Genomic DNA, 3450 nt, shown 5'->3' with positions numbered 1-3450 from the left:
CGAACGACCCGACAGCCGCCCGCGCCGCCGGCGCGCTTGTCGCCCGCCTGCGCTCCGACCTGGCCGCCGCCCTGCCGGACTACCTGGTCCCGTCGGCGTTCGTGCCGCTGCCGGCCATCCCCCGCAACGCCAACGGCAAGCTCGACGTCGCCGCCCTGCCACCAGCCGAGCCGGTGGCGGCGGCGAGCTCCGGCCGGCCGCCGGCCACGGCGCTGGAGCGCACCCTGGCCGAGCTGTTCGCCGACGTCCTCGGCCTGCCCGAGGTCGGGGTGGAGGACGACTTCTTCGCCCTGGGCGGCCACTCCCTGCTCGCGACCCGGGTGGTCAGCCGGGCCCGGGTCGCACTCGAGGTCGATCTGGCCATCCGTGACCTGTTCGAGGCACCGACGGTGGCGGCGCTGGCGGCGAAGGCAGCGGGCCGGGCCGAGACCGGGCGCCCGCCGCTGGTCGCGGGGGAGCGGCCCGAGCGGATCCCGCTCTCGCCGGCGCAGCGTCGCCTGTGGCTCGTCGAGGCGCTGGCCGGCGGGAGCGACGCCTACAACTACCCGCTCGCGTTCCGGACCGGCGCCCGCCTCGACGTCGACGCGCTGCGCGCCGCCGTCACCGACCTCCTCGGCCGACACGAGGCCCTGCGCACGGTCGTCGCCGCGGTCGACGGCCAGCCCTACCAGCGGATCCTCGACCCGGTCGCCGCGACCCCCGCCATCGACGTCGTCGAGTGCGGCCCCGACGAGGTGACCGGCCGGATCACCCGGGCGGCGGCCCAGCCGTTCGACCTGGCCGCCGAGGCGCCGCTACGGCTGACCGTGCTGCGCGGCCCGGACGACGACGTGCTGGTCGTCGTCCTGCACCACATCGCGACTGACGAGTGGTCTGACCGGCCGTTCCTGCTCGACCTGGACGCGGCCTACGCCGCCCGGCGGGCCGGGCGCGCGCCGGACTGGGCGCCGTTGCCGGTCCAGTACGCCGACTACACGCTCTGGCAACGCGACCTGCTCGGCGATCCGGGCGTCGACGGCAGCCTGGCCGCCCGGCAGCTCGACTTCTGGCTGGCCGCCCTGCGGGGCCTGCCGGAGGAGATCCCGCTGCCGCTGGACCGGCCGCGCCCGGCCGTACGCGACGGCGCGTCGGGGCGGGCCGCCCGGGTCCTGCGCGGCCCGGTCGCGATCGGGCTGCGGGCGCTGTGCGCGGCGACCGGGACGAGCATGTCGATGCTCGCCTACGCGGCCATCGCGACCCTGTTGCACCGGCTGGGCTCCGGCGACGACATCCCGATCGGCGTACCCGTCTCCGGCCGGGCCGACGCCGCGCTCGACCCGCTCGTCGGCTTCTTCGTCAACACGCTGGTGATCCGGTCCGACCTGACCGGCGACCCGACCTTCCGGGATCTGCTGGGCCGGGCCCGCCGGACCGACCTGGCCGCCTTCGACCACCAGGACCTCCCGTTCGAGGACGTGGTCGCGGCGGTCAACCCGCGCCGGACACCGGGGATTAACCCGCTGTTCCAGGTGATGGCCGGCTACCACCACCTGGCCGACGACGGCCGGGAGCTGCTCGGCGGGCCGGTGACCTGGATCAACCCCGAGGCCGGGACGGCCAAGTTCGACCTGGACGTGACGTTCGTCGACCGGGCCGTCCGCAACGAGATCACCGTGCTGGTCGACTTCGCCACCGATGTCATCGAGCCGGCCGGCGGCGCCCGGCTGGCCGACCGGCTGCTCCGCCTGCTGGCCGAGATCGTCCGTGACCCCGACAGACCGGTCAGCCGGCTGGAGATCGCCGACGAGGAGGAGCGGGCGGCCGCCCTGCGCTGCGCCGCCGGCCCGGAGCGGGCGCTGCCCGGTGACCCCGGTGACCCCGGTGACGCCGCCGGTCCCGGCGGCGCCGGGACGACCGTGCCGGACCTGCTCACCCGGGCCGTGGCCGCCCATCCCGACCGGGTCGCGCTGGTCACCGCCGAGAGCCGGACGACGTTCGCCGAGCTGGCGGCCCAGGTCGGCCGGATCGCGGGCTGGCTTTCCCGGCTGGGCACCCCCCCGGAGGCGGTGGTGGCGCTCGCGCTGCCCCGCGCGCTGACGGTCCCGGCGATCTTCGGTGTGTTGGCGGCGGGCGCGAGCTACCTGCCGATCGACGTCGAGCAGCCGGCGGAGCGGCTGGCGTTCCTGCTGGCCGACGCGGCACCGAGCGTCGTCCTCACCACCCGGGCCTTGGCCGACCGGCTGCCGGCCGTCGCCGCTCCTGTCCTATCGCTCGACGCCCCCGCCCTCGACGCCCCCGCCCTTTACAGTCCAGCCGGTCCAGCCGCTGCCTGGCCGGACCCGGCCGGCGCGGCCAGCGTGATCTACACCTCGGGGTCCACGGGTGTCCCCAAGGCGGTCGTCGGCACCCACCGGGGCCTGGTCAACTTGTTCGTCTCCCACGTGGTCGACCTCATCGCGCCGGCCGAGCACGCCGCCGGCCCGGACCGGGACGCTCAGCGGGTACTGCACGCGGCCTCGTTCAGTTTCGACGGCTCGTGGGAGCCGTTGCTGTGGCTGCTGGCCGGGCACGAGGTGCATGTCGTCGACGAGCTCACCGCGCGGGACGCGGCCGCCCTCGTCGACTACATCGAGCGGGCCCGGATCGACGTTCTCGACCTGACCCCGACCTACCTCCAGGAGCTGATGAGCCAGGGGTTCCTCCGGCCGGGGTCCCCCGGCACGACGAGCCACCGGCCGGGCGTGCTGCTGGTCGGCGGCGAGGCCACCCCGCCGCCACTGTGGGAGCGGCTGTGCTCCATCCCCGGGATGGTGGCCCACGACCTGTACGGGCCGACCGAGTACTCGGTCGACGCCTACGGCTGGCACAGCGCCGGCGCTGTGCCAGCGCCGGCCGGCACCGGCCCGGACCCGGGCTGGGCCGCGCCTGTCGCCAACACCCGGGCCTACTTGCTGGACGCCGCTCTGGCGCCGGTCCCGGACGGGGTGGCCGGCGAGCTGTACCTGTCCGGTCCCGGGCTGGCCCGGGGCTACCTGGGCCGCCCCGGCCTGACGGCCGGCCGGTTCGTGGCCGACCCGTTCGGGGCGCCCGGCGCGCGGATGTACCGCACCGGCGACCTCGCCCGCCGCCGGCCCGACGGCTCGCTCGCCTTCCTCGGGCGCGCGGACGATCAGATCAAACTGCGCGGGTTCCGGGTCGAGCCCGGCGAGATCGAACGGGCGCTGGAGGCGGCGCCCGGCGTCGGGACGGCGGCGGTCGTCTTCCGCCCGGACGCCCCGCCCGCGCTCCAGCTCGTCGCCTACCTGGTACCCGGGCCGGGGAGCGGCCCGGACCCGGTCGCGTCGGCCCGGGCCCACGCGGCCCGCGTGCTGCCGGCATACCTGCTCCCGCAGGCGTTCGTCGCGCTGGACCGGCTGCCCCGCACGGTCAACGGCAAGCTGGACCGGGCGGCGCTGCCCGAGCCGCCCGCCC

At 76.6% G+C, this 3450-nt stretch carries 1 protein-coding gene; it reads left to right on the top strand.

Features of this window, described 5'->3' with window-relative positions; translation table 11 throughout:
- On the top strand, positions 1–3450 hold a 3450-nt coding region (locus tag AC08OT_RS19620), incomplete at both ends, for an amino acid adenylation domain-containing protein (protein WP_476603172.1).

This window comes from Frankia sp. CgJB1 (genome assembly GCF_977947065.1).
This window is presented reverse-complemented; position numbering and strand designations above follow the sequence as displayed.